Annotated in this window: 22 protein-coding genes; 9 read left to right on the top strand and 13 right to left on the bottom strand. The window is 73.7% G+C overall.

Going from position 1 to position 24,819, the window contains the following annotated elements; genetic code table 11:
• Positions 1-8: 8 nt before the first annotated feature.
• Positions 9-461: a MarR family winged helix-turn-helix transcriptional regulator gene (locus IFT72_RS06995; protein WP_192045995.1), complete on the bottom strand. Its 453-nt coding sequence runs from the start codon at positions 459-461 to the stop codon at positions 9-11.
• Positions 462-532: 71 nt separating this feature from the next.
• Here IFT72_RS06995 and IFT72_RS06990 point away from each other — a divergent pair, with 71 nt between their 5' ends.
• On the top strand, positions 533-901 hold the full coding sequence (locus IFT72_RS06990) for a VOC family protein (protein ID WP_056056338.1): 369 nt from the start codon (positions 533-535) through the stop codon (positions 899-901).
• A gap of 97 nt (positions 902-998) precedes the next feature.
• On the opposite strand, the gene IFT72_RS06985 is transcribed toward IFT72_RS06990, so the two are convergent.
• The 4 genes from IFT72_RS06985 to IFT72_RS06970 all read right to left on the bottom strand — a co-directional run bounded on the left by IFT72_RS06985 (position 999) and on the right by IFT72_RS06970 (position 6,647).
• Positions 999-1,559, bottom strand: a complete 561-nt coding sequence (locus tag IFT72_RS06985) for a GNAT family N-acetyltransferase (protein ID WP_192045994.1) — start codon at positions 1,557-1,559, stop codon at positions 999-1,001.
• A gap of 30 nt (positions 1,560-1,589) precedes the next feature.
• Positions 1,590-3,014 (bottom strand): MFS transporter, encoded by a 1,425-nt coding sequence (locus tag IFT72_RS06980; protein WP_192045993.1) that lies wholly within the window; start codon positions 3,012-3,014, stop codon positions 1,590-1,592.
• A gap of 36 nt (positions 3,015-3,050) precedes the next feature.
• Positions 3,051-5,636, bottom strand: coding sequence for an ATP-dependent DNA ligase (locus IFT72_RS06975; RefSeq protein WP_192045992.1), 2,586 nt, complete (start codon positions 5,634-5,636; stop codon positions 3,051-3,053).
• Between the two features lie 123 nt (positions 5,637-5,759).
• The gene (locus IFT72_RS06970) at positions 5,760-6,647 is read right to left on the bottom strand and encodes an SDR family oxidoreductase (protein ID WP_192045991.1); all 888 of its coding nucleotides are present in this window, start codon (positions 6,645-6,647) and stop codon (positions 5,760-5,762) included.
• A gap of 92 nt (positions 6,648-6,739) precedes the next feature.
• On the opposite strand from IFT72_RS06970, the gene IFT72_RS06965 reads away from it, so the two are divergent.
• Positions 6,740-7,753 (top strand): Ku protein, encoded by a 1,014-nt coding sequence (locus IFT72_RS06965; protein ID WP_192045990.1) that lies wholly within the window; start codon positions 6,740-6,742, stop codon positions 7,751-7,753.
• Positions 7,754-7,777: 24 nt separating this feature from the next.
• Here IFT72_RS06965 and IFT72_RS06960 read toward each other — a convergent pair whose 3' ends face one another.
• Complete coding sequence (locus IFT72_RS06960) at positions 7,778-8,053, bottom strand: Rho termination factor N-terminal domain-containing protein (protein WP_192045989.1); 276 nt, start codon at positions 8,051-8,053, stop codon at positions 7,778-7,780.
• 79 nt (positions 8,054-8,132) lie between these two features.
• Between IFT72_RS06960 and IFT72_RS06955 the strand changes: the two genes are divergently transcribed.
• A complete protein-coding gene (locus IFT72_RS06955) occupies positions 8,133-9,329 on the top strand; it encodes an FAD-binding domain-containing protein (protein WP_371741208.1) in 1,197 nt (398 codons plus the stop codon).
• Positions 9,330-9,374: 45 nt separating this feature from the next.
• On the opposite strand, the gene IFT72_RS06950 is transcribed toward IFT72_RS06955, so the two are convergent.
• Positions 9,375-11,783: a phosphoketolase gene (locus IFT72_RS06950; RefSeq protein WP_192045987.1), complete on the bottom strand. Its 2,409-nt coding sequence runs from the start codon at positions 11,781-11,783 to the stop codon at positions 9,375-9,377.
• A gap of 61 nt (positions 11,784-11,844) precedes the next feature.
• The gene (locus IFT72_RS06945) at positions 11,845-13,794 is read right to left on the bottom strand and encodes a glycoside hydrolase family 15 protein (protein ID WP_192045986.1); all 1,950 of its coding nucleotides are present in this window, start codon (positions 13,792-13,794) and stop codon (positions 11,845-11,847) included.
• Between the two features lie 122 nt (positions 13,795-13,916).
• Between IFT72_RS06945 and IFT72_RS06940 the strand changes: the two genes are divergently transcribed.
• Complete coding sequence (locus IFT72_RS06940; protein WP_192045985.1) at positions 13,917-14,792, top strand: SMP-30/gluconolactonase/LRE family protein; 876 nt, start codon at positions 13,917-13,919, stop codon at positions 14,790-14,792.
• A 12-nt stretch (positions 14,793-14,804) separates the two neighbouring features.
• On the opposite strand, the gene IFT72_RS06935 is transcribed toward IFT72_RS06940, so the two are convergent.
• Both IFT72_RS06935 and IFT72_RS06930 read right to left on the bottom strand, forming a co-directional pair.
• Entirely contained in the window at positions 14,805-16,034 is a 1,230-nt protein-coding gene (locus IFT72_RS06935) for an NAD(P)/FAD-dependent oxidoreductase (RefSeq protein ID WP_244634305.1), read from the bottom strand.
• A gap of 107 nt (positions 16,035-16,141) precedes the next feature.
• On the bottom strand, positions 16,142-16,681 hold the full coding sequence (locus tag IFT72_RS06930) for a Dps family protein (RefSeq protein WP_082514502.1): 540 nt from the start codon (positions 16,679-16,681) through the stop codon (positions 16,142-16,144).
• 231 nt (positions 16,682-16,912) lie between these two features.
• Between IFT72_RS06930 and IFT72_RS06925 the strand changes: the two genes are divergently transcribed.
• Both IFT72_RS06925 and IFT72_RS06920 read left to right on the top strand, forming a co-directional pair.
• The gene (locus IFT72_RS06925) at positions 16,913-17,290 is read left to right on the top strand and encodes a hypothetical protein (protein ID WP_192045984.1); all 378 of its coding nucleotides are present in this window, start codon (positions 16,913-16,915) and stop codon (positions 17,288-17,290) included.
• 49 nt (positions 17,291-17,339) lie between these two features.
• A complete protein-coding gene (locus tag IFT72_RS06920; protein ID WP_192045983.1) occupies positions 17,340-18,077 on the top strand; it encodes a triacylglycerol lipase in 738 nt (245 codons plus the stop codon).
• A 40-nt stretch (positions 18,078-18,117) separates the two neighbouring features.
• On the opposite strand, the gene IFT72_RS06915 is transcribed toward IFT72_RS06920, so the two are convergent.
• Positions 18,118-19,047, bottom strand: coding sequence for an alpha/beta fold hydrolase (locus IFT72_RS06915; RefSeq protein ID WP_192045982.1), 930 nt, complete (start codon positions 19,045-19,047; stop codon positions 18,118-18,120).
• Positions 19,040-20,101, bottom strand: coding sequence for an aromatic acid exporter family protein (locus IFT72_RS06910; protein ID WP_192045981.1), 1,062 nt, complete (start codon positions 20,099-20,101; stop codon positions 19,040-19,042). The genes IFT72_RS06915 and IFT72_RS06910 overlap by 8 nt, the downstream gene beginning before the upstream one ends.
• Positions 20,102-20,205: 104 nt before the next feature.
• Here IFT72_RS06910 and IFT72_RS06905 point away from each other — a divergent pair, with 104 nt between their 5' ends.
• From IFT72_RS06905 to IFT72_RS06895, 3 genes are all read left to right on the top strand, one after another.
• Positions 20,206-21,414: a phosphotransferase family protein gene (locus IFT72_RS06905; RefSeq protein WP_056056311.1), complete on the top strand. Its 1,209-nt coding sequence runs from the start codon at positions 20,206-20,208 to the stop codon at positions 21,412-21,414.
• Between the two features lie 366 nt (positions 21,415-21,780).
• Positions 21,781-23,913 (top strand): DEAD/DEAH box helicase, encoded by a 2,133-nt coding sequence (locus tag IFT72_RS06900; protein WP_056056309.1) that lies wholly within the window; start codon positions 21,781-21,783, stop codon positions 23,911-23,913.
• Between the two features lie 120 nt (positions 23,914-24,033).
• A complete protein-coding gene (locus tag IFT72_RS06895) occupies positions 24,034-24,429 on the top strand; it encodes a VOC family protein (RefSeq protein WP_056056306.1) in 396 nt (131 codons plus the stop codon).
• A gap of 99 nt (positions 24,430-24,528) precedes the next feature.
• On the opposite strand, the gene IFT72_RS06890 is transcribed toward IFT72_RS06895, so the two are convergent.
• Positions 24,529-24,801 carry a mycoredoxin gene (locus IFT72_RS06890; RefSeq protein ID WP_056056304.1) on the bottom strand — a complete coding sequence of 91 codons (273 nt, stop codon included), beginning with the start codon at positions 24,799-24,801 and terminating at the stop codon, positions 24,529-24,531.
• Positions 24,802-24,819 lie beyond the last annotated feature (18 nt).

Below are 24,819 nucleotides of genomic sequence, written 5' to 3'. Positions count from 1 at the left end.
GCCCCGGGTCAGGCGGCGTCGCCGCGCAGCGACGCGACCATGGCGCGCAGCGCCCGACGGGCGGCGTCCTCCTCGGCGACGGTGAGGTCGTCGAGCATCCGACGCTCGACCGCCCGCACGGCGGCCGTGGCCCGGGCGAGGTCGCGACGGCCCTCCTCGGTCAGCTGGGCCGGCAGGGCTCGGCCGACCCGCGCCTCCGGCGGTCGGTCCACCGACCCGGCCGCCTCCAGCGACTGCAGCAGCACGTTCATGGACTGCCGGGTGACGAACGCCCCGCGCGCCAGGTCGGAGTTCGACAGGCCCGGTCGCTGCGCCAGCAGCTCGAGGCACGAGTAGTGCGTGATCGTCATGCCGAGGGGGCGGAGGGCATCGTCCATGGCGGCTCGGAGGGCGCTCGCCGCCTCCTTGAGGAGGTAGCCGAGGGAGGTCTCGAGGTCGATGCCGTCTCGGTCTGGACTCATGTCAGCATTCTGACATAGGCTGTGCCATGTCAGGATCCTGACATTCAGCCACCACTCCCGAGGAGACCCCCGTGCCCGTCACCGGCCCCGACTTCATCTCACTGCAGACCCGCGACCTCGACGCCTCCCAGGCCTTCTACGAGCAGTACCTCGGCCTCGTGCGCTCACCGGCCGGCCCGCCCCACGCCGTGGTCTTCACGACCACGCCGATCGCGTTCGCGCTGCGCGACCTCGTGCCCGGCACCGATCTCGACGCCGTCGAGCAGCCGGGGCTCGGCGCCGCGCTGTGGCTGCACGCCACCGACGTGCAGCAGATCCACGACGCGCTCGTCGTCGACGGGCACCGCATCGTGTCGGCGCCCGTCGACGGGCCGTTCGGGCGGACGTTCACCTTCGCCGACCCCGACGGGTACCACGTGACCCTGCACGACCGGGCCTGACGGCCGTCGGGCCCCGCCGAGTGGTCGCGAACTGTCGCCCCGACCCCGGTCGAGGCGCCGTTCGTGACCACTCGACCGCGACCCGGGCGACGCCGGGCTAGGCCGACGAGGTGCGATCCGCCCGGTAGAGGACGTGGGGCCGGAGGCGGTGGCCCGGCGGCAGGGCCGGGTGCGCGAAGTCGTCGGCCGGGTCGCGCCGCAGGCCGATCCGCTCCATCAACGCCCGCGAGCGCAGGTTGAGCGCCGCCGTGAAGCTCACGACGCCGGGCAGGTCGGCGCCGGCCGGGTCGAGCGCGTGCCGCAGCACCTCGCGCGCGGCCTCGGTCGCGAGCCCCCGGCCCCACGAGTCGCGACGGAGGCGCCAGCCGATCTCGACGGGGTCGACGAGGGCCCGGCCGCCGGCGACGACCTCGAACGACGGACGCGACAGGCCGACGAAGCCGACGAACTCGCCGTCAGCTCGCTGCTCCACCGCCCAGAGGCCGAAGCCGTCGCGCTCGAAGCCTGCCTCGATGCGGTCCACCAGCGCGTCGGACTCGGCGGGCGTGCGCGTCGAGGGGAAGAACTCCATCACGACGGGGTCGGCGTTCATCGCCGCGAACGGGGCGCGGTCGGCGTCGCGCCAGCGGCGCAGCAGGAGACGGTCGGTGGTGAGCACCCGACGACGCTAGCGCGCCGCCGCGAGTGGTCACGAACTGCTGCTCGCGCCCCGGTCAGCACGCAGTTCGTGACCACTCGACCCCGATCCCGGCCCCGACCCCGACCCCCGCAGGCCGACGAACGACACGGCGGCGCTCCCCACGAGCAGCACCGCGACCACGACGACGACGCGGTGGAACCCGTCGACGGTCAGCGCGCCTCCCGCGATCACGCCGAGGAAGGCCACGGCGACGAGCCCGGCGACGCGCGAGATCGCGTTGTTGACCGCCGAGGCGATGCCCGACCGGGCCGGCGAGACCTGCGACAGCACCGCCGAGGTCAGCGGCGCCACCGTCACCGCGAGGCCGAACCCGAAGAGCACGACGCCGGGCACGACCTGCCACCAGACGTCGATCGGGTCGCGGACGAGCAGCATCCAGAGGAACCCGCTCGCCGTGACCAGCGGCCCGACCGTCATGAACAGGCGGGGGCCGTGCGTCGCGGCGAGCGTGCCGAACAGGGTGGAGAAGAGCAGCGACACGATCGTCGTCGGCAGGGTGACGAGCCCGGCGACGGTGGCCGACAGGCCGGCGAGCTCCTGCACGACGAGCGGGATGGTCAGCGTGCCGAGGTTGAGCGCTGCATAGAGGCCCACCGTCGCGAGGTTGCCGACGGTGAACTCGCGGGTGCGGAAGAGGTCGAGCGGCATCATCGGGTGCGGCGTGCGTCGCTCCCAGGCGACGAAGGCCACGAGGGCCACGAGGCCGACGACGAGCGGCACGAGCACCAACCAGGTGCCGAAGCCGACGCGCTGCCCCTCGATCAGCGCGAACACGGGCCCGGCGAGGCCGACCGCCGCGAGCACGGCGCCCACCACGTCGACGCGGGCCGGGGCGTCGGGCGTGCCGCGGTGGGCGTCGCCGGGGAGGCGCGTCATGAGCACCAGCGTCACCGCCACCGGCAGCACCACCACCCCGAAGACCCAGCGCCAGCCGATCGTGTCGACGAGGGCGCCGCCGGTGAGCGGGCCGACGAGGAAGGCGACGCCGGTCCAGGCCGTCCAGCGGCCGATGGCGCGGCCCTGCTCGGGGCCGCTGTAGGTCGAGGTGATCAGGGCCAGGCTGCTCGGCACGAGGAGGGCCGCGGCCACGCCCTGCAGCGCGCGGGCCGTGATGAGCAGGCCGGGGTCGGGGGCGAGGGCCGCGAGCACGCTCGTGGCGGCGAAGGCGACGAGCCCGGCGCGCAGCACCCGGACGCGCCCGAAGGTGTCGCTGAGCGAGCCGGCCACGAGCATCAGCGAGCCGAGCGTCAGCAGGTACGCGTCGACGACCCACTGCTGCAGCGTGAGGTCGCCGCCGAGCTCGCCGGCGATGGCCGGCAGCGCGACCGTCACGATCGATCCGTCGAGGAACGCCACGAACGACGCGAGCACCGCGACCACGAGGACGATGCGCTGGCCGCGGGCGTCTGTCATGCCCCGAGTCTCCTCCCCGCGGCGGGGAGGCGCGGCTCAGCTCTCACGCACCACGTCGTCCGGCGACTTGTCGGGTCGCCAGCCGCGCCACGACGGCTGCCGCAGCCGCCCGGTCGACGTCCACTCCGCGAACGACACCTCGCCGACGCGCGACGGCGTGATCCAGTGCGCGTCGCGGGCGTCGGTCGCCGGCACGCCGACGAGCGGGCTGGTCTTCCTCTCGACGCGGCGGAACTCGGTGAGCAGCTCGTCGAGGTCGCGGTCGCGGAACCCGGTGCCGACGCGCCCGACGTACGTCAGCCCGTCGTCGCCCGGCACGCCCATCAGCAGCGAGCCCACCCCGGAGGCGCGGCGACCGTTGCCGGGCCGCCACCCGGCGATCACCACCTCCTGGGTAGCGTGGTGCTTCATCTTGATCCAGGCCCGCGAGCGCCGGCCGGGGCTGTAGGCCGCGTCGCGGCGCTTCGCCACGACCCCCTCCAGCCGGAGGCGCTGCGACGTCCGCATCGCCGCCTCCAGGTCGCCGTCGAAGACGACCGGCACGTCGACCGCGCCCTCCGGCCGCACCACGCGCTCGAGCACCTCGCGGCGCTCGTCGTAGGTCCGTCGCACGAGCGACCTGCCCTCGGCGTGCAGCACGTCGAAGAGCAGGTAGCGCACGGGCGCGCCCTTCGCCGCGGCCTCGACCTCCCGCGGCTTCGTCAGGCCCATCCGCGTCTGCAGCAGGCCGAAGTCGGGGCGACCGGTCTCGTCGACGGCCACGACCTCGCCGTCGAGCACCGCGCCTCCCTCGCTGTCGACGAGGCCGGCGAGCGCCTGCAGCTCCGGGTAGGCGGGCGTGAGGTCGTTGCCGTTGCGGCTCGTCAGGGTGACGCGGTCGTCCTGGACGACGGCGACCGCGCGGATGCCGTCCCACTTCATCTCGTAGGCCCAGTCGTCGTCGACGTCGGCCGCGGTGCCGGCGACGGCGAGCATGGGGGAGACGGGCTCGAGGTCGCCCGCGTCGCCGCGGCTGCTCGACGAGGGCGACGACCCCGAGGAGTCGCGGGTCGAGCGGGCGGACCCGCTGCCGGCCCCCGAGCCGATCACCGTCCGGCCCTTCTTCGCCGCCCGGGCGGCCCCCGTCGAGCCGTGGCCGCCGTGGCCGCCGTGCCCGTCGGCGCCCGCGCCTCCCGTGTCGTCGGCCATGCGGTGGATCAGCCAGTTCTTCTCGGCCGACCCGCCGCCGTGCCCGGTGTGGATGAGGGCGACCCGCCGGCTGCCGCGCTGCTCGCCGTGCAGCACCGCGATGACCTCCTTGCCCTCCCGCCACTTTTCGAGCTCGTACGTGCCGGAGTCCCAGATGGTGACCTCGCCCGCGCCGTACTCGCCCTTCGCGATCGTGCCCTCGAAGGTGCCGTACTCGAGCGGGTGGTCCTCGGTCTGGACGGCGAGGTGGTTCTGGCCGGGGTCGTCGGGCTCGCCCTTCGGCAGCGCCCAGCTGACGAGCACGCCGTCGTGCTCGAGGCGGAAGTCCCAGTGCAGGCGGCTCGCGTGGTGCTCCTGGATGACGAAGCTGCGGCCGTCGCTCGTCGGCGGCGCCTCGGCGGGCACGGGCTCGCGCGTCTTCGCGGGGTCGCGCATCGAGCGGTACGTCGCGAGCCGGTCGTGGCGCTGGCGGGTCTCGCCGTCGCCCGACGGATCGTGCTCGGGCGACTCGGTGTTGCGCATGTCGTCGCCGAGCTCACCCGGCGGCACAGGAGTCCCGCTCGACACGTCGGCCAACGGGTCACCGCGTCGCCGCAGGCGCGCCAGCACCTCGGGGTACTCCAGCTGCCTCAGCTGCCTCGACGCCAGCTCGCGCCAGGTGCGCGGCGTCGCGACCGTCGGCCGCTCGCGCCCGCGCAGCGAGTACGGCGCGACGGTGGTCTTGTTCCCGTTGTTCTGCGACCAGTCGAGCAGCACCTTGCCGCGGCGGTCGGCCTTGCCCATCGTGCTGATCACGAGGTCGGGGTGGTCGGCCTCGACGGCCCGGGCGAGCTCGTGGGCGACGTCGCTGACCTGGGCGCTCGTCTGCCGGCCGTCGAGCCGCGCGTAGAGGTGGACGCCCTTGCTGCCGCTCGTGACCGGCACGAGCTCGAGGCCCATGCCCTCGAGGAGCGGCCGTATCAGCTGCGCGACCCCGACGCACTCGGCGAGGCCGACGCCCTCGCCCGGGTCGAGGTCGAGCACGAGCCGGTCGGGGTTCCGCGGTGCGCCGCGCGGGCCGAACCGCCACTGCGGCACGTGCACCTCGAGGGCGGCGACCTGGCCGAGCCAGGTCAGCGTCGCGAGGTCGTTGACGAGCGGGTACGTGTTGGCGTGGTCGCTGTGCTGGATCTCGTGACGCGCCACCCACTCCGGCGCCGAGTCGGGCAGGTTCTTCTCGAAGAACACCGGACCGTCTACGCCGTTCACCCAGCGTTTGCGGGTGGCCGGGCGGCCCTCGACGTGCGGCAGCATCCACTCGGCGACGGCGGCGTAGTAGCCGAGCACGTCGCCCTTGGTCGTGCCCGTGGCGGGGTACAGGACCTTGTCGAGGTTGGTGAGCTGCAGCGTGTGGCCGCCGACCTGCACGCGCTCGCCGCGTCCCTTCGGGCCCATGGCGCGCCTCCTCGTGTCGTCCGCGGCTGGTGGTCTCGTTCTACCCGCTCCGCGCCGCGTCGGGCACGGAGCGGCCCGCCGTCCGACGGGCGGACGGCGGCCCGGCAGGAGGCGCGGTGCCGGTCAGACGGCCGGGGTGCCGCCCGCGATCGTGATGGTGGCGCCGCTGGTGTAGCTCGACTCGGGGCTGACGAGGTGCACGTACGCCGCACCGAGCTCGGCGGGCTGGCCGGGGCGGCCGTAGGGGGCCTGCGTGCCGAACTCGGAGACGGTCTCGGCGTCCTGCGAGGCGGGCTGCAGCGGGGTCCAGATCGGGCCGGGCGAGACCTGGTTGACGCGGATGCCCTTCGGCGCGAGCTGCTGGGCGAGGCCCGCCGTGAACACGCCGATGGCGCCCTTCGTCAGGGCGTAGTCGAGCTTGTCGGGGGAGGGCTGCGTGCCCTGGATCGAGCCGGTGGTGACGATCGCCGAGCCGGGCTCGAGGTGCGGCAGCGCCGCCTGCGTCAGCCAGAAGAGCGAGTAGACGTTGGTCTTGATCGTCTGGTCGATGCCCTCGGTCGTCATCTCGAGGATGTCCTCGTGGCTCTCCTGGTGGCCGGCCACCATCACGAGCGTGTCGAGGCCGCCGAGCTGCTCGACGGCCTTCGACACGAGGTCGTGGCAGTACTGCTCGTCGCTGATGTCGCCGGGGAAGAGCACGGCCTTCCGGCCCTCGCCCTCGAGCAGGTCGCGCACCTCCTCGGCGTCGGCCTGCTCGTCGGGCAGGTAGCTGAGCACGAGGTCGGCGCCCTCGCGGCTGAGCGCGATGGCGGCGGCGCGGCCGATGCCCGAGTCGGCGCCGGTGACGACGCCGCGGTATCCGGTGAGGCGCTCCTTGCCGACGTAGCTGGTCTCGCCGTGGTCGGGCTTCGGGTCCATCCGCCGCGCCTCGCCCGGCAGCGACTGCTCCTGCTCGGGGAAGGGCGGGACGGGGTAGAGGTCGACGGGGTTCTTCTTGTCGTACTGGCTCATGCGGTCCACCGTGCTCCCGCGCGCCTCCCCGTGCTCGGCCGTTGTACCCCGAACCCGGTCGTTCGGGGTGCGTTCGGAGGCATGATGACCCCATGCGATCGATCTGGAAGGGCGCGATCACGTTCGGGCTCGTCAACGTGCCCGTGAAGCTCTACAGCGCCACGGAGGACCACGACGTCTCGCTGCACCAGGTGCACGACGCCGACGGCGGGCGGATCCGCTACCAGCGACGCTGCGAGATCTGCGGCAAGGTCGTCGACTACGAGCACATCGACAAGGCCTTCGACGACGGCGACCGCACGGTCGTGCTGACGGAGGACGACCTGAAGTCGCTGCCCGAGGAGCGCTCGCGCGAGATCGACGTGCTCGAGTTCGTGCCGAGCGACCAGCTCGACCCGATCATGTTCGACCGCAGCTACTTCCTCGAGCCGGACTCGTCGTCGCCCAAGGCCTACGTGCTGCTGCGGCGCACGCTGGAGGAGACCGAGCGCACCGCGCTCGTGCACTTCTCGCTGCGCCAGAAGACCCGCCTCGCCGCCCTGCGCGTGCGCGGCGACGTGCTGATGCTGCAGACGCTGCTCTGGGACGACGAGGTGCGCGAGGCGCGCTTCCCGGTGCTCGACCAGACGGTGCGGATCAGCTCGAAGGAGCTCGACATGTCGGGCTCGCTCGTCGAGTCGCTCGGCGACGACTTCGACCCGTCGCAGTTCGAGGACGACTACCAGGAGGAGCTGCGCAAGCTCATCGACGCCAAGCTCGAGGAGGGCGAGTCGCTCGACACCGACGCGACCTTCGGCCGCAGCGGCGACGACGACGAGGAGGGCGACGGCGGGTCGGACGGCGAGGTCATCGACCTGATGGAGGCGCTGCGCCAGTCGGTCGAGCGCAGCCGGTCGGCGGGGTCGTCACGCGCCCCTGCGAAGAAGCGCACCGGAGGCGCGAGGTCGGCGAGCGGGAAGGCCCCGGCCGAGAAGGCGGCCGCGAAGAAGGCGCCCGCGAAGAAGGAGCCCGCGAAGAAGGCTTCCGCGAAGAAGGAGCCCGCGAAGAAGGCTCCGGCGAAGAAGGAGCCCGCGAAGAAGACCGCGGCGACGAAGAAGGCCAGCTGACCCGGCGGGGCCGTCAGCCCGACCTCAGTGGTCGCGCAGCATCTCGATCAGTTCGTCCTTCTTCCGGTCGCTGTACCCGCTGAGCCCCAGCTCCTTCGCGCGGCCGCGGAGGTCGTCGACGGTCCAGTCGTCGTACGACCCCGACCGCCCGCCCTTCGCCGCGATCTCCTCCTCGCTGTTGCCCTCCTGAGCAGCGGCGTTGGAGATGCGCGCCGACTTCTCCTTCGAGTTCCCCTCCTCGCGCAGGGCCTCGTACATGTCCGGGTTCTTCAGCTGCGGGGGTGTCTCGTCCTTCGGCATGCCCGTGACCGTACGCCGCGTCGGCCGCGCTGTCCCGCCGCCCCGGCGTCGTCCACCCCGTGGGGCGCATGATGGGCCGGTGCCCACCCCCACCAGAGCCGCCGGCCTCGACGCGCTGGAGGACTTCGTCCCCCGCGCCGGCGCCGCCTACGCCCGAGACCGCAACCACGACGACGGGCCCTCCCGCAGCAACGTCTCGGGGCTGTCGCCGTACCTGCGCCACCGCCTCGTGACCGAGCAGGAGGTCGTGGAGGCCGTCCTGGCCCACACCAGCCTCGGGGCCGCCGAGAAGTTCGTCCAGGAGGTGTTCTGGCGCACCTACTGGAAGGGGTGGCTGGAGCAGAACCCCGAGGTCTGGCGGCGGTACCGTCACGACGTCGCCGAGCTCACGGCGGGCGACCTCCCCACGGGCCACCACGACGCCGTCGAGGGGCGGTCGGGCATCGACGCGATGGACGCCTGGGTGCGCGAGCTGGTCGACACCGGCTACCTCCACAACCACACGCGCATGTGGTTCGCGAGCATCTGGGTGTTCACGCTCGGCCTGCCCTGGCAGCTCGGCGCCGACTTCTTCCACCGGCACCTGCTCGACGGCGACGCCGCCTCGAACACGCTCTCGTGGCGCTGGGTCGCCGGCCTGCAGACGCGGGGCAAGACGTACCTCGCGACGGCCTCGAACATCTCCCGGTTCACCGACGGGCGCTTCTCGCCGGCCGGCCTGGCCACGACGGCTCACGCCCTCGACGAGGAGGCGCTGCCGGCCCGGACCCCCGTCGACCCGGACGACGTCGTGGGGCGGGTCGGCGACCGGGTCGGACTGCTGCTGCACGAGGAGGACCTCGAGGCCGGCAGCCTGCTCGCCGAGCGGCCCGACCTCGTCCACACGCTCCTGGCCACGGCCGTGAGCGCCGACGCCGGTGCGCGGTCCCCCTCGGGGGTCTCACCCGTCGTCGCCGCCTTCACGGCCGGGGCCGTGGCCGACGCCGCGGCGCGCACGCCGGACGCGAGCGGGCGCCCGGCCCGGACCCTCGCCGACGCGGCGCCCGCGACGGTGCTGAGCTGGGCGAGGGCCGAGGGCCTCGACACGGTCGTCGTGCCGTTCGCCCCGGTCGGGCCCGTCGCTGAGCGACTGGAGGCGCTGCGCCCCGTGCTCGACGCCGAGGGCATCGCCCTCGTGACGGTCCGCCGCCGGTGGGACGGCACCGCCTGGCCCCACGCAGCCCGCGGCTTCTTCCCGTTCCGCGAGCGGATCCCGGCACTGGTGCGTCAGCTCTGAGCTGGGCCCAGGCCGGGGCACCCGCGGCCCGGGCGCTTTCGGCCCCTAGCGGCCGAACTCCCACTCGACGACCTGGGGCAGGTCCTCGCCGTGCTCGTAGGCGTAGGCCCGCGCCTCCTCGCGCTTGGCCTCGAACTCTGCGACGAGCTCGGGGTGCTCGTCGGCGAGGCCGGGCACGCGGTGCAGCACGTCGAGCACGAGCCGGAACCTGTCGATGTCGTTGAGCATCGCCATGTCGAAGGGCGTCGTGGTCGTGCCCTTCTCCTGGAACCCGCGCACGTGCAGCGAGTCGTGGTTCGTGCGCCGGTAGGTCAGCTGGTGCACGAGCGACGGGTAGCCGTGGAAGTCGAAGACGACCGGCGCCGAGGTCGTGAACAGCGCGTCGAAGTCGTCGCTCGTGAGCCCGTGCGAGTGCTCCCGCACGTCCTGCAGGCGCATCAGGTCGACGACGTTCACGACCCGTGTGACGAGCTGGGGGAGTCGCTCCTTCAGGATGTCGGCGGCGGCGACGGTCTCCAGCGTGGGCACGTCGCCGGCGCACGCGAGCACGACGTCGGGGTCGACCCCCTCGACCGGCGTGCCCTCCGTGCCCGCCCACTCCCAGATGCCGGCCCCGGCGGCGACGTGCGCCTCCGCCTCCTCCAGGGAGAGCCACGCGGGCGCCTCCTGCTTGCCCGCCACGATGACGTTCACGACGTCGGTGGTGCGGAGGGCGTGGTCGGCCACGGCCAGCAGCGTGTTCGCGTCGGGCGCGAGGTAGATCCGCACGAGGTGCGCCTGCTTGTTGACGACCACGTCGAGGAAGCCCGGGTCCTGGTGCGAGAAGCCGTTGTGGTCCTGTCGCCAGACGTGCGACGAGAGCAGGTAGGTGAAGCCCGAGATCGGGGCGCGCCACTCGATCTCGGCGGCGCTCTCGAGCCACTTGGCGTGCTGGTTGAACATCGAGTCGACGATGTGCACGAAGGCCTCGTAGGTGTTGAGCAGGCCGTGGCGCCCCGTGAGCAGGTAGCCCTCCATCAGGCCGTGCAGGAGGTGCTCGCTGAGCACCTCCATCACACGGCCGCTCCGCGCGACGTGCTCGTCGTCCGCCTCGATGTCGGCGGCCCAGACCCGGTCGGTGACGTCGAACACCGGGTCGAGGCGGTTGGACACCGTCTCGTCGGGCCCGAAGAGCCGGAAGGTCTCGGGGTTGTCACGGACGACGTCGGCAAGCCAGCGGCCGAGCACGCGGGTCGCCTCGGCGGTGGTGCGGCGGTCGTCGCTCGTCTCGACGGCGTGCGCGCGGTGGTCGGTGAGCGACAGGTCACGGCGCACGAGGCCGCCGTTCGAGACCGGGATCGCGCTCATCCGCTTCTCGCCCCGGGGGCGCAGCGCGTCGAGGAACGCGGCCGGCGCCCCCGACTCGTCGAAGAGCCCCTCCGCGCCGTACGAGCGCATCCAGGCGTCGAGCTGCTCCCGGTGCTCGTCGTTCTCGCGGACCCCGCTCAGCGGCACCTGGTGGGCACGCCAGGTGCCCTCGACCTTCTTCCCGTCGACCTCCCTCGGGCCCGTCCAGCCCTTGGGGCTGCGCAGGACGATCATGGGCCAGCGCGGGCGCTCGACGCCGTCGCCGGAGCGCGCCTCCCGCTGGATCTCGTCGATGCGCCGGAAGGACTCGTCGAGCGCCGCCGCCATCTGGCGGTGCACCACCATCGGGTCCTCGCCGTCGAAACCGCCCGAGACGACGATCGGCTGGTAGCCGTAGCCGCGGAACAGCTCGAGCAGCTCGCCCTCGGGGATGCGCGCGAGGATCGTCGGGTTGGCGATCTTGTAGCCGTTGAGGTTGAGGATCGGCAGCACGGCGCCGTCGTGGACGGCGTCGAGCAGCTTGTTCGCGTGCCAGCTGGTCGCCAGCGGGCCCGTCTCGGCCTCGCCGTCGCCGATCACGCACACGGCGACGAGGTCGGGGTCGTCGAGCACGGCGCCGTAGGCGTGGCTCAGCGAGTAGCCGAGCTCGCCGCCCTCGTTGATCGAGCCTGGCGTCTCCGGCGCGGCGTGGGAGGGGATGCCGCCGGGGGAGCTGAACTGCCGGAAGAGCCGCTGCATGCCGGTCTCGTCGAGGCTGACGTCCGGGAAGAGCTCGCTGTAGGTGCCCTCGAGCCAGGTGTTGGCGACCATCGCGGGCCCGCCGTGACCGGGGCCGCAGACGTAGAGCAGGTCGCGGTCGTCGCGGCGGATGACCCGGTTGAGGTGCGCGTAGACGAGGCTCAACGCGGGGGAGGTGCCCCAGTGCCCGAGCAGGCGCGGCTTGATGTCGTCGCGCGCGATCGGGCGCGTCAGCAGCGCGTTCTCGCGGAGGTAGATCTGGCCCACCGTGAGGTAGTTGGCCGCCCGCCACCACGCATCGACGAGCTCGAGCTCGTCGGGCGTGGCGGGGCTCGCGGGGGCGGCGGGGGACGCGCTGTGGTCGCTCATCGGTTCTCCTCCTGGCGGGGGGTCGGTGCTGCTGGTGGCGGTGCTGCCGGTGTCGGTGCCGCTACTGCTCGCGGCTGGCCTCGTCGGCCCGGTCGTCCGAGGCGTCGTCGACGTCCTCGCCGCGCGCACGGCGCATCTCGTCGATGGTGATCGCGGCGTTGACCAGGGCGAGGTGGCTCAGGCCCTGCGGCATGTTGCCGAGGAACTGCCCGTCGTCGGCGCTGATCATCTCGGTGAAGAGCCCCAGGTCGTTCGACTGCTCGACGAGCTGGTCCATGAGCTCGACGGCCTCGTCGACGCGGCCGACGCAGGCGAGGGCGCCCGCGAGCCAGAAGGCGCAGGCCACGAACGTGCCCTCCTCCTCCGCGACGTCGCTGTAGCGGAAGAGCAGCGGGCCGGCGCCGAGCTCGTCGCGCAGGGCGTCGATGGTGCGCGACATGCGCTCGCCGCGGTCGAAGCCGCTCGGCGCGTGCAGCAGCACCGAGGCGTCGATCGCGTCGCTGCCCGGGTACATCAGGTACGCGCCGCGCTCCTCCGACCAGCCGTGCTCGTCGATCCACTCGACGATGAGGTCGCGGTTCGCCTTCCAGTGTTCGAGGTCGTCGGGGTCGGGGTGCATCTGCCCCTGCTCCGCGAGCTCGAGGGCCGAGGTGATGGCCTGCCAGCAGCCCATCTTGCTGCTCACGTAGTGCTGCTCCTCCGGCAGCTCCCACATGCCGCTGTCCTTCTCCTGCCAGCGACGGCACGCGTCGTCGGCGAAGCCGGCCAGCAGGTCGGCGGTCGACTCGTCGAGGATGTTGCCGCCCTCCGCGTACTGGCTCATCACGGCGAGGATGTCGGCGAAGACGCCGAGCTGCAGCTGCTCGCCGGCGGGGTTGCCCTTGTAGACCGGGCCGATGCCGCGCCAGCCCTCGGAGCCGGTCTCGTGGGTGCCGTCGGGCACCGAGCCGTCGAGGCGCAGGAAGATGTGCATCTCGCGCCCGTTCGCCTTGAGCGCCTTGAGCATCCACGACACGGCGCCGTGCGTCTCTTCGCGGAGGCCGAAGCGCAGCAGCGCGTTCACCGTGTAGGCGAGGTCGCGCACCCACGCGAAGCGGTAGTCCCAGTTCTTGTCGCCGGTGAAGTTCTCGGGCAGGGCCGTCGTCGCCGCCGCGGCGATCGCGCCGGTGGGGCTGAAGATCAGCAGCTTGAGGGCGAGTGCGCTGCGGTGCACCGCCTTCGCCCAGGGGCCGTCCCAGCTGAACTCGGTCGACCAGGTCTCCCAGTTCTCGATCGTGCGGTCGACGCCCTGGTCGACCACCCGCGGGTCGGGCAGGTGCAGGGGCTCGTCGTCGACGCCGCAGAGGCAGAGCAGCGAGCGCGAGCCGGGCGACGTGGTGAACGACCCGCGGAACTCGAGCGGGCCGTCGGCCTCGTCGCCGTGGCCGGGCTCGGTCGGGTCGGTGCGGCCGTGCTCGAAGCCCACGAGGGCCAGGTTGATGTCGGCGGCGCGCAGCACCGGCCCGTGCGGGGTGTCGACGCGCCGGATCGGGTGCGTGCCGAACGAGTTGCCCGGCACGACGGCCCAGCGCATCTCGACGCGGCCCCGCAGGCCGTCGACGCGGCGGGCCAGCTCGCTCCAGGGCAGCCGGCCGGCCACGCCGGTGATGAGGGCGTCGGTCACCTCGACGATGCCCGTGGAGGTGCGGAAGCGCGTGCGCAGCACGTTGGTGCCGGGCACGTAGGCCCGCTGCACGGTGAAGTCGTCGTCGACCGGGCGCAGCTCGACGCGGCCGCCGGTGCGGGAGTCGACGATGCCGCTGAAGACGGGGTCGGTGAAGAGGGACGGCATCGGCAGCCAGTCGATCTGCCCGTCGCGGGCGACGAGGGCGACGGTGCGGCCGTCGCCGATCGCGCCGTAGGAGCGCAGGGCGACGTAGCCGTCCTCCCGGGGGTCGGGCGCCTGCCAGGCGTCGGGCTCGTCGCGGAAGGAGTCAGTCGTCTCGTGGACGCTCTCGAGGGTGTCGGTCACTCCTCCTACGGTGCTCTCCCGCGCCTCCTCGCGCTCGGCGCTCGCAGGAGGCTGTGTGCTGGGGGCCCTCGCGTACCCCTGGGGAGGAGCGGGTGGCCAGGTCGGGCGCGTACACGGGAGGGATGACCGACAGCGCCACGCCCCGCCCCCGACTCTTCCTCGACGCCCGGGCGACGCTCGGCGAGAGCCCCGTGTGGGACGTCGACGCGCAGGAGCTCGTCTGGACCGACATCACCCCCGGGCTGCTGCACCGCACCTCCGCCGACGGCCTGCGAGACCGCTCCCTGCCGGTCGACCCGCCCCTCCCGAGCTTCCAGCGACGACGCGGCGGCGGGCTCGTCGCGGCCCTCGAGGACCAGGTCGTCCTCACCGACGACGACGGCGGCTCCCTCCAGGTGCTCGCGACGATCGAGCTCGCCAAGGAGGGCATGCGGCTCAACGAGGGCAAGTGCGACCCGTTCGGCGCCTTCGTGGTCGGCGCCATGGACCCGGACGGCGAGCCCGTCGCGGGCCTCTGGCGCGTCGGCCCCGACGGCGGCGTCACGACGCTGCGCGACGACTTCACGACCACCAACGGCTTCGAGTGGAACGACGACGGCTCCGAGATCTTCCTCACCGACACCGACCGCGAGACCATCTACCGGGCCTCGTGGGGCGCCGAGGGCGCCCTCGGCGAGCTGGAGCCGTTCTCGACGGGCGGCTCGCACGACGGGCTCGCCCGCGACGAGCGGGGCGAGTTCTGGGGCGCCGTGCACGGCGAGAGCGTCGTCGTCCACCTCGACCGCGACGGGGAGGTGCTCGAGCACGTCGAGTTCCCCGTGCCGCTGCTCACGGGCATCGGCTTCGGGGGCACCGACCTGCGGACCCTCTTCGTGCTCTCCGCCCGCGAGGGGCTCGACGAGGCGCAGCTCGCCGAGCACCCCCTGAGCGGCGGGGTGTTCGCCCTCGACCTCGACCGGGCCGGGCGGGCGCCGTTCCTCTTCGGCCCGCGCGGCTGAGGCCGATCCGGGTCAGATCCGGCCCACGAGCCCGTCCCGGTCGACGGCCGTGCCCTCGGCGAGCACGGCCCGGGCGGCGTCGCGGGCGTCCTCGACGTTCCAGAGCAGCACGCCGGCCACCGCGCCGTCCGTGAGGTAGTACACGACGGTCGACCCGTCGCCCTCGTCGTCGACGACGGTCTCGAGCGACGCGTCGAGCGTGCCGACGGCCTCGTACGAGATGTCGAGGACCTTCGAGTAGTAGTACGGCGTGTGGTGGTACTCCTCGGCCGAGCCCGCCATGACGCGGCCGACGAGCGCGCCCTGCTCCTTGGCGTTGTCGACGTGCTCGACGCGGCGGCGGCCCAGGATGCGGTCGGGGTAGGAGGCGACGTCACCGGCGGCGAAGACGTCCGGGTCGGAGGTGCGCAGCGAGGCGTCGACGACGACGCCGTCCTCGACCTCCAGGCCCGCGGCCTCGGCCAGCTCCGTGGACGGCGTGATGCCGAGGCCCACCGCGACGGCGTCCGCGTCGAGCGTCGAGCCGTCGTCGAGCCTGACCACGAGCCCGGCCTCGGAGGCCGTGCCGCCCTCGACGCGACGCCCGGTCACCAGGGTGACGCCCGCCTCCTCGAAGGCGGCCTGGAAGCGCGCGGCGACGGCGGCGGGGAACACCGAGCCGCCGAGCACGTCGTCCGGCGTGACGAGGGTCACGCGCGTGTCGTTCTGCACGAGCGCCGCGGCGAGCTCGGTGCCGATGTAGCCGCCGCCGACGACGACGACCCGGCGACCGTCGCCGGAGAGCGCCCGCAGGCGGCGGTAGTCGGCGGCCGTGCGGAAGTGGACCACGCGGTCGTCCTCGGGCAGGTCCAGACGCGTCGGCGAGCCGCCCGTGGCCAGGAGGAGGCGCCCCCACGACACCGTCCGCCCGTCGCTGGTCGTCACGGTGCGGTGCTCGCGGTCGACGGCGGTCACCGAGGTACGGAGGCGGATCTCGGCCCCCGAGGCCTCGCGGGTGCCCAGGTCGTTGTCGGCCTCGGTGTAGTCGGGGTCGATCCAGAGCTTCTTCGACAACGCGGGGCGGGTGTAGGGCTCGTCGACGTCGTCGCTGACCACGAGGACGGTCGCCTCGGGGTCGGCCTCGTGGATCGCCGTCGCGGCGGCGTCAGCGGTCATGCCGCCGCCGACGACGACGTGGTCGAAGGCCTCGGTGACGGGAGCGGCTGCGGTGACGTCGCCGTCGGGGGTGGTGGTGTCGGTCAAGGTCGTCTCCTGGTCGTGGCGAGGGCACCGCACCGGAGGTCGCGTAGGGGATCTCCGGGGCGGTGCCCAGTCGGTGTGCGCCCGTGGTGCCACGGGCGGAGGCGGTGCTAGTTGGCGATGGCGCCGACGCGGTCGAGGCCCTCCTCGGCCGCCTCCTCGTCGCGCTGGCGGGTGCCGGCGTCGGCGGCGTCGCGCTGCGGGTGGCGGTTCTCGGCGCCGGTCATCCAGGCCAGCTGCTCGAGGCGCTCGAGGATGCCGTGCAGCACGTCGGCCGTCGTCGGGTCCTCGTCGTCGATGTCGTCGTGCACGGTGCGGATGGTGTCGGTCGCGGCGTACATGCGGTCGACGATCAGGTCGACGACGGCGGTCGTCTCGACCGGCCCCTCGGGGAACTGCGGGAGGCTCGTGCCGCCGGAGACGACGTTCGAGCGGCCGTCCGGGATGAGGTAGACGGCGCGCATGCGCTCGGCGACCTCGTCGGAGAACTCGCGGGCCGCGTCGACGATCTCGTCGAGCTGCAGGTGGAGGTCGCGGAAGTTCGAGCCGAGGAGGTTCCAGTGGGCCTGCTTGCCCTGGATGTGCAGCTCGATGAGGTCGACGAGGACCTTCTGGAGGTTCTCGCGGAGAGTGTCGGATCCCTGGAACATGGTTCTCCCGTTCGTCGTGGGTCAGTGCGGAGTCGTCGCACCGGTGGGTGCGTCGTGCACGGTAGACCGTCGCCCTCGGCCCGGGTCCAGGCAGCGGGGGACAGACCGGGCGTGCGCGGAGGCGCGTCTGGATACCGGTGGGTACCGTCTGGGTGGTATGTTCCGGGGAGCGACCGCGACGTCGCTCGGCCGCCCCGAGGGGCGGACGATCTGCTCTGAGGGGGGCTCAGCATGATCAGTGGCACACCGGGGTTCGACTCCGACGAGATCACTCGCCTGCGACGCGAGATCGACAGCGCCTGGGGCGCGTTCGACGCGATCGACGAGATGACGTGGGAGCACCGCGTGCTCGTCGTCCGCTACGTCGTCGGCGCCCTGCCCGACGCGGCCAACGCGGCGGCGCGGGCCGGCTGGGGCGAGGCCGCCCTGTCGCTCCTGCACGACGCGCTCGCCTTCCCGCCGCCGTGGGCCGGCATCTGCACCAAGTGGGAGCACGCGCTCCGCGTCTCGATCGAGGCCGTGGAGTGCGTGGCCTGGCCCGAGGGCTGGCCGCTGGTCGGCGCCTCCGGGGCGGCGGGCGACCAGGGCCTGTCCTCCCGCGTGGCCTAGGGGGCGGCACGCCGGGCGGGGGCGACTCCCTGCGCCTACCGTCGACCCCATGAGCTCCACTCCCACCCGCGGCGAGGGGCACCGCCGGGTCGGCCTCCGACGCTTCGTCCGCACGCTGCTGTTCGACTACCCCTACGTCGTCCGCGTGCACCTCGTGCCCCGGTCCGCCCGCCGCGTCCCGGCCGACTGGCGCCGCGGCGACCGCGCCCCCGTGCTTCTCCTGCCGGGCGTCTACGAGACCTGGCGCTTCCTCCGCCCGATCGCCGAGCGCCTCCACGAGCTCGGGCACCCGATCGTCGTCGTGCCGGGGATGGGCCACAACCGGCGCCCCATCGCCGCCACGGCGACCGTCGCCCAGCGCATCGTCGACGCGCACGACCTGCGCGACGTGGTCGTGCTCGCGCACAGCAAGGGCGGCCTGATCGGCAAGACGATGATGGTCTCCACCGACCGCGACGGCCGCCTCGCGCGCATGGTGACCGTGAACAGCCCCTTCTCGGGCACGCGCTGGTCGCTGTACCTGCCGAACCGGACGCTCAAGGCCTTCTCGCCCCGCGACGCCGACCTGCTGCGCCTGGCCGACCAGCTCGAGGCCAACTCGCGCATCACCTCGATGGCGTCCGGCTTCGACGCGCACGTGACCGAGGGCAGCGTCCTGCCCGGGGCGACGAACGTGACGTTCCCCGTCGACGGCCACTTCCGTCCGCTCGGGAACCCCGAGTGCATCGACATGGTGGTCGCCGCGGTCGAGCACTGGCCCGACGCCGCGGCGCACGACGCGGGCTGACCGAGGCACCGGGGCGGGCGCCGTCCGGTCCGCCCCGCGGTCAGGCGAGCGCGTCGACCGTCGCGGTGGGCCACTCGACGTGTGCGAAGTGCCCGCACTCGGGCAGCAGCGTCGTGCGGCACTGCGGCAGCACCGCCCGCAGGCGCACGAGGTCGTCGAGCTCCGCGAAGGCGTCGTCGGCGCCCGCCACAGCCGAGGCCGGCCCGCGGTAGGCCGACCAGGCGCCCGTGTCGTACCCCGGAGCGGACCGCGTCGCGACGACGAAGGCGACCGGTCGCACCTCCGCGACGAACGCCTCCCGCACCGACCGCGGCACCCGTCGGGCGTGCCGGAACACCGGCGACGCCAGCGCCGTGAGCAGCCCGACGCGGGCCGCGGCCCGGAGGAGCACCGAGGAGGCGCGGGGCAGCACCGTGAACACGCCCCGCAGCAGCACCAGGGCCGGCAGCCGCCGCACCCCGCTCCACGGGCGTGCGGCGGCCTCGAGCGCCGAGAAGGTCGTCGGCGAGACGAGGCCCAGGCGCGTCACCCTGGCAGGGCTCGTCGCCGCGACGTGCAGGGCGACGAGCGCGCCGAGGGAGTGCCCGACGAGCTCGAACCGCTGGGCCCCGACGGCGTCCGCCACCGCGAGGACGACCCGGGCGGCGGCGTCGACGTCGAGGGCGGGCGTCGGCGCGGGCGACCCGCCCCAGCCCGGCAGGTCGACGAGCACGGGGGCCGTGACGGGGCGGCCAGCCTCGGCGGCGGCACGGAGGTACGGGGTCCAGGTCGTCCACGAGCCCGCCGCGCCGTGCAGCAGGATCGTCACCGGGTCGGCCGGGTCGGCCGGGTCGGCCGGGTCTGCTCGCCGGTGGTGCACGAGCACCGCGCCGTCGGGGGTGGGGACGACCAGCCGGGCGAGCCCGAGCGCCGCGGGGTCGTCGTCGAGACCGAAGGGCGCGTACTGGGAGGGCCCGCCGGTGTCAGGCACCGATGATCTCCTCGCGCACCCGGCGGATGTCCTCGAGCAGCGACCCCACCAGCACCCAGTGCACGGGGTCGGGGCGGAGCACCTGCACCGGGGCGGTGAGGGCGGGCGCGTCGTCGGGGCCCCCGGGTGCGGCGGGGGCCGTGCCCGCCGCCGGCGTCGCCCGGACGCCCTCGACGTCGCGGGCGAGCAGGCGCACGTCGTGGGCGGCGCGTCGCAGCTCGACCGAGATCTCCTCGACCACCGGGTCGTCGGCCAGCTCGGGCTCGTAGTTGTCGCGCACCGACCGCGTCATGCCGACGACGCGGTTGACGAGCACGGTGAGCCGCACGAGCAGGGCGGCGTCGGCCTGCAGCACCGTGCGCTGCCGGCTGGCCCGCGGGTTGAGCATGAGGCTCTCCTCGCCGGCGGCGACGGCCGCGACCGCTCGCGCCTGCAGGTCGCGCAGGTCGCGGGCCCGGGTGAGCACCGCCGTCACGCGGTCGGGAGCCGTCGGCGCCTCGAGGACGCCCGCGAGGTCGTCGAGCACGCCGGCGAGGCCGCGCGCCAGGCGGCCCACGGCCAGGTGCGCCGGCGCGAGCAGCACCGGCGGCACGATGAGCGCGTTGACGGAGAGCGCCACGACGGCCCCGATGATCGTCTCGACGATGCGGTCGAGCGCGTAGTCGGGGGTCTGCGCCCCGATCGCGAGCACGAGCATCGCCGAGATGGGCACCTGGTTCGCCGAGCTCGGGGTCAGGCGGAGCGCCCAGGAGACGAGCAGGCTGACCACGACGATGCCGAGCACCACGCCGCTGCCGTCGCCGAGCAGCTGGCCCGCGCCGTAGGCGATCACGACGCCCGCGATCACGCCCACGCTGCGCTCCAGCCCGCGCACGAACGACTGGTTGACGCTCGGCAGCACGACGAGCAGGGCCGCGATGGCGGCGAAGATCGGCAGGGGCTGCTGCACCAGGGCGATCGACGCGAACCAGGCCACGACGACGGCGACGCTGGTCTTCACCACCTGCAGCAGGGGAGTGCGCTTCGTCTGGCGCACCCGCGAGACGATCCTCATCCTGCCAGCGTAGCCAGGCCCCGGCAGATCACGATCAGGTCACCGTGGCGACGTGACGGGCCCGCCTGGCGCCCGCCGCGCCTCCGACGCGCTTTGATGGACGCGTGTGGCCGAACTCCGCTGAGGTGCTCCCCGCGGCCTTCGAGGGCTCCGGGGTCACCGTCGTGGCCTTCCGCCCCCACTCGGTCGAGCCGTCGGGCCACGGGTTCCTCTACGGCTACGAGGTCGACACCGTCGACGCGGCGGGCGTCACCGCGACCGTCCTGACCTTCATCGACACCGACGTCACGGGCGCCGACGCCTCGAGCGTGCTGACCACCGACCCCGGCACGGGCCAGCCCCTCGCCGTGTGGGCCTACCCGGCCGACCCGCTGCTGCCGGCGCTCGCCGGGGTGACCTACCCCGACCGCGTCGAGGAGTCGCTCGCCGCCCTGGGCATCGAGGTCACCGCGCCGACGCTCGCCGTCGCCGCGTACCGGCCCGGCAAGCGCGCCGTCATCCGCCTCGACAGCGCCGAGACGACGCTCTTCCTCAAGGTGATCCGACCCGACCGGGTCGCCCCGATCGTCGCGCTGCACGCCGCCTTCCGGGCTCAGGGGCTTCCGGTGCCCCGGGTGCTCGCCTCCCGGGCCGACGGCCTCCTCGTGCTCGAGCGCGTGCCGGGCGTGCCGGCCGGGCAGAAGGTCCTCGAGCTGGCCGACGACCCGCGGTTCGTCGCGCAGGTGGTCGAGCTCGGGGTCCGCACCGCGCGGGTCGACGTGACGTCGAGCGCGCAGTCCGACGCCCTCGACCACGGCGCGTGGCACCGCGCGACGCTCCGCAGCGCCCTCCCCGAGCGCGCCGCCGAGATCGACGGCCTCTACGACGAGATCGACCGGCGCCGCGCCTCCTGGGCCGGCGACCCGCGGCGCGTGATCCACGGCGACCTGCACCTCGAGCAGCTCTTCGTGCACCCGGCCGAGCCGTGGCGCGTCACGGGCCTGCTCGACATCGACACCGCCGGGCAGGGGCACCCGGCGCGCGACGCGGGCGCGCTCGTCGCCCACCTCGTCGTCACCGGCCAGTGGCACCGCGGCAACGGCGACGAGGCCGAGGCGCGTGCGTGCGAGCGGCTCGCCGACGAGGTGAGCCGCACCTGGGTGGGGAAGGCGCCCGCGATCGCCGACCGCCTCGCGCCCGCCGTGGCGTCGCAGCTGCTCGCGCACGCGGGCGGGCAGGCGACGCTCGGCACCGACAGCGGCCGCCGCAAGGCCGTGCAGCTGCTCGGCGCCGCCTCCGGCACGCTCTGGCCGCGCCCCGTCGCCGCCGTCTGAGCGGCGGACACGCCCCGGCGCAGGTGGCGCCCGGCCCCGTCGACCGCGTAAAGTGGCGCGCAGCACCGTCCGTGTCGGCTCCGACACGGTGCCCCGACCGATCGACAGGCGCAGATCTGAGCGTCGTGCCGGCCCTCGAGGCCTGCCTCGCGCGACGGTGCCCCGGGCGAGGGCCTGGCCTCCGGGCCGTCCGCTCCCGCACGTCCCAGTCGTACGCCCGTGCCGCACCAGATCGACCGCGATCAGCCCCGATCGCCGCGGTGCGCGGTCCCGGCCCCCGCACACCGCGGGTCGGCCGGTGCAGCACCCGTCGTCGCATCGACGACACAGCACCGTCGACGTGACCGTCGACCACGAGGAGGAGCCTTGGCTCGACCAGGCCAGAACCGATCCGGCGGCACCCGCACCGCCCAGCGTCCGCACCGTCGCCGCGAGGTCGACAACGACGGGCTGATCCCCGTGCTCGCCCGCGCCGTGCGCGAGGTCGAGGCCGCGGCCCAGCGGGGGCAGGTCAAGCCCTCCAGCCGCACGAAGTTCCAGGTCATCGCCCTGCTGATGCGCGAGGAGCGCGCCCGGGTGAAGGTCGACAAGGCCATCACCGACGGCGAGCGCGCCGAGCAGATGAAGCGCCTCGACGGCGTCGCGCAGATCCTCGCCAAGACGGCCGCGCGCGACACGTCGCTGATCGCCCTCCTCGGCGAGGACGCCGTCGTCTCCGAGAGCGCCAGGGCGCTGAAGCGCGACATGCAGCTCTCCGCGGGCATGGAGCTCGCCCCCGAGGAGCAGGTCGTCGTGCGCGAGGCCGCGCCCGTCGCCCCCGTCTCCGAGCGCCAGGTCGTGCCGCAGTCGGTCGTCTCGCGTCAGCTGGCGAACCCGTTCCTGCCGCCCGACTTCTCGCTCGCCGAGGTCTCGCGCGAGGTGCACCCCGTGCGCCTCGCCAACTGGGAGCTCTTCGGGCCCTTGTTCAAGGCGTTCGAGTACGGCGCGGGCGGTGGCTCGGCGTGCATGCCGCTGCCCGAGCCCAGCACGGTCGACGCCCCCGCCGGCGCGACGCTCATGCACCACCAGGCGCAGCTCGTCGAGTCCGCCCGTCAGGGCCACCGCACCTACCTGCTCGCCGACGAGCCGGGCCTCGGCAAGACCGCCCAGTCGCTCCTCGCCGCGCAGGCGGCCGGGGCCTACCCGCTGCTCGTCGTCGTGCCGAACGTGGTCAAGACCAACTGGGCCCGCGAGGTCCAGCTCTGGACCCCGACGCGCACCGCCACGGTCATCCACGGCGACGGCGACACCCTCGACGCGTTCGCCGACGTCGTGATCGTCAACTACGAGGTGCTCGACCGGCACGTCGGCTGGCTCGGCGACCTCGGCTTCAAGGGCATGATCGTCGACGAGGCCCACTTCATCAAGAACAAGGAGTCGCAGCGGTCGCGGCACGTGCTGCAGCTCTCCGAGCGCATCCGCGCCCGCACCGCGCACCCCCTCCTGATGGCCCTGACCGGCACGCCGCTGATCAACGACATCGAGGACTTCCGGGCGATCTGGCAGTTCCTCGGCTGGATCGGCGACAAGAAGCCGGCCGCCGAGCTCATGGAGCAGCTGGAGGAGGCGGGGCTCACCCCCGCAGACCCGGGCTTCTTCCCGTCCGCCCGCGAGATCGTCATCGACCTCGGCATCGTCCGTCGCCGCAAGGTCGACGTGGCCGCCGACATCCCCGCCCGTCGCGTCGCCGACCTGCCGGTCGAGCTCGACGACGAGGCCGGCCGGTCGATCCGCGAGGCCGAGCGCGAGCTGGCCCGCCGTCTCGTCAGCCGCTACCGCTCCGCCCTCGCGGCCCGCACCTCCGGAGCCAGGGTCGAGGGCATCGACCACGACCTCGTGCGCCAGGTGGCGAAGTGGGAGCTGGAGGACGCCAGCAGCTCGAGCAGCGGCGAGAACGTCTTCAGCATGGTGCGCCGCATCGGCCAGGCGAAGGCCGGCCTCGCGGCCGACTACACCGCTCAGCTGGCCCGCAACGTCGGCAAGGTCGTCTTCTTCGCGAAGCACATCGACGTGATGGACACCGCCGAGCAGACCTTCGCGAAGCGGGGCATCAAGTACGCCTCGATCCGCGGCGACCAGACGCCGGCCGTGCGCCAGCGCCAGATCGACGCGTTCGTCGACGACCCCGAGGTCGAGATCGTCGTCTGCTCGCTCACCGCGGCGGGCGTCGGCCTCAACCTGCAGGTCGCCTCCAACGTCGTGCTCGCCGAGCTGTCGTGGACGGACGCCGAGCAGACGCAGGCGATCGACCGCGTGCACCGCATCGGCCAGGAGGAGCCCGTCACCGCGTGGCGCGTCATCGCGGCCCAGACGATCGACACGAAGATCGCCGAGCTCATCGACAGCAAGGCCGGCCTCGCCGCCCGTGCCCTCGACGGCGACGACAGCGAGGTCGTCGACTCGGCCGACATCCAGCACAGCGCGCTCGTCGCGCTGCTCACCGAGGCGCTCGGCGGCTAGCCGCGCAGCGCGCCGGGCCGTCCGCCCGGCGCGCCGCGGGCCGCTGCGGGCCCCGCGCCCGTGCGGCTCCCAGCGGCGGCGCGTTCGGTGGGGTGACCACCCCGAATGAAGGAGCACCCCGTGCCGGAAGTCCAGGGCTACGCCCACGTCGCCATCACCGTGTCCGACCTCGACCGCAGCCTCGCGTTCTACGAGTCGCTGCTCGGCGCCCCGCCGGTCGGCCGCATCGAGCTCGACGGCCTCGACCGCCGGCTGTTCTCCGTGGGCGGCGGACAGATCCTCGGGGTCACCGCCTACACCGAGGGCAAGGCCGTCCCGTTCGACCCGACCGTGCCGGGGCTCGACCACATCGGCCTCGCCGTCGCCGACCGCGACGGCGTCGTCGCCTGGCAGGAGCACGCCCGCTCGGTCGGCATCGACTCCCACCTCGAGGACCCGGAGTTCGGCACCACGCTGATGGTGAAGGACCCGGACGGCAACCAGATCGAGTTCTTCGCGGCCGCACCGCAGGGCTGACGCGACCCGCACGCGACGACGCCCCGCGCCTCCCTCGGGAGGCACGGGGCGTCGTGTCGTCTCGGCGCCCGCCCTCGGGGGCGCGACGCGGGCGGCCCGCTAGAGGCCGAGCTTGGCCTGCACGTCGGCGAGCGAGGGGTTCGTGGCGGTGGAGCCGTCGGGGAAGATGACGGTCGGCACCGTCTGGTTGCCGCCGTTGACGCTCTCGACGATCTCGGCGGTGCCCGGCACCTCCTCGATGTTGACCTCGGTGAAGCCGATGCCCTGCTTGCCGAGCTGCTGCTTGAGGCGCGCGCAGTAGCCGCACCACGAGGTGCTGAACATGGTGATGGTGCCCGCGTCGGGAACGTAGGAGGTGGCGGTGTCGGTCATCGTCCAAGGCTAAGCCCA

This window comes from Frigoribacterium sp. CFBP 8754, from assembly GCF_014841815.1.
GTDB lineage: Bacteria > Actinomycetota > Actinomycetes > Actinomycetales > Microbacteriaceae > Frigoribacterium > Frigoribacterium endophyticum.
This window is presented reverse-complemented; position numbering and strand designations above follow the sequence as displayed.